The sequence below is a fragment of the Microcoleus sp. B4-C1 genome, from assembly GCF_036705285.1.
Lineage (GTDB): Bacteria > Cyanobacteriota > Cyanobacteriia > Cyanobacteriales > Microcoleaceae > Microcoleus.
Window position 1 is genome coordinate 1 of sequence record NZ_JAUBUC010000225.1, and the last position, 1,436, is coordinate 1,436.

The following is a 1,436-nucleotide window of genomic DNA, read 5'->3' on the forward strand; positions in this document are numbered from 1 at the left end:
CAATACTTCGGACAGTTTTGGAACAGGGACGCTCCCCGAACAGAGACAAAAAATCCCTGGAATTTTAACCGAAACTCCCAAAAAAAGGCACTTTTTAGATTAAGCTCAAAAAATAGACGAACTTAAAAAAATGCCTGATGAATATTCTAGAATCAATTTTACAACAAATGTCAGGGATTAGTCAATCCCAAAAAAAGTTTATGGTGACCTTGTTTTCCACCATATTGCTTGTTTATGGCAAGGTAAACTTTACCAATCTGAGCCGTTACAGTTCGTTGAGTGAAAAAACTTATCGTCGGCATTTTTTGAAAAACTTTGATTTCGCAGAATTTAATCAATACTTTATCAATAAAGCTTTGGATTCTGAGCAAACTATTATTGCTGTAATCGATTGTTCATTTATTGACAAGAGTGGCAAAAAAACTGAAGGGAAAGCTAGCTTTTATAATGGTGTAGCTGGCAGACCAGAAGAGGGATTAGAAATTTCTGTAATTTCTGTGGTCGAAGTCGAAACTCATTTGTCTTATAGTGTGAGTGTACAACAAACACCCTGGCGTCCTCCCACAGAACTACCCAAAAATCCCCTCACTGCTCAAAGGAAAAGAAAATCAAAAAAACCAACTAAAAAAAAAGCATCTCAAAGCTCAACGCCTGAGATAACAAGAGTTGACGACTATGCTCAACATTTAAAAAAAACCCGTTCTTTATTGCCAGAATCTGTACGCTATTTGGTAGCTGATGGTTATTATTGCCGCGCTAAGTTCTGGGATGCTGTACGAAATTCAAATTTAAATTTGATTAGTAAATTACGCTCAGATGCCAACTTAAAGTACCTCTATACAGGTGAAAAAAATAAAATAGGTGCACCTCGTAAATACGATGGAAAAGTAGAATGTAATAAGTTAAAAAACTTAACCTTCATCAAAGAAGTTAAACCGGGAGTTAAGCTTTACTCATTAGTAGTATGGAGTGTTTCTTTAAAATGCAAAATACGTTTAGCTTGTCTTTCAGAACTCCAACCCAATGGTAAAATCAAAAATATTTTATTATTCAGCACTGATATCGAGCTGACAGGTGAGCAAATACTTGAGTATTATCAGGCTCGTTTTCAGATTGAGTTTATTTTTCGTGATGCCAAACAATTTACGGGCTTATCCAATTGTCAATCTCGTAGTGGTCAATGCCTTGATTTTCATTTTAACGCCAGTCTAATTGCTTTAAATTTAGCCAAATATGAAGCTTATAATCGTCATTCATCTCCCAAGCCATTCGTGTTTTCCATGACCTCTTATAAACGCCGTGAATTCAATAGGCATATACTTTACACCTTTATTGATAAGTTAGATTTAGACCGGAATTTAATTTTAAATCACCCTAACCTTCCGTCAGTCCTATCCTATGGTACTCTCGCTGCTTAAAAACTGTCCGAAGTATTG

General features: G+C 35.7%; 1 protein-coding gene. It reads left to right on the top strand.

All coding sequences use genetic code 11. The annotated features are described in order from the left end of the window. Positions 1–137: 137 nt before the first annotated feature. Entirely contained in the window at positions 138–1,418 is a 1,281-nt protein-coding gene (locus QUB26_RS31790) for a transposase (protein ID WP_333321299.1), read from the top strand. Positions 1,419–1,436: the final 18 nt, after the last annotated feature.

Coding starts and splice junctions, on each gene's coding strand:
- QUB26_RS31790 (WP_333321299.1), top strand. CDS start 138: ATGAATATTCTAGAATCAATTTTACAACAAATGTCAGGGATTAGTCAA.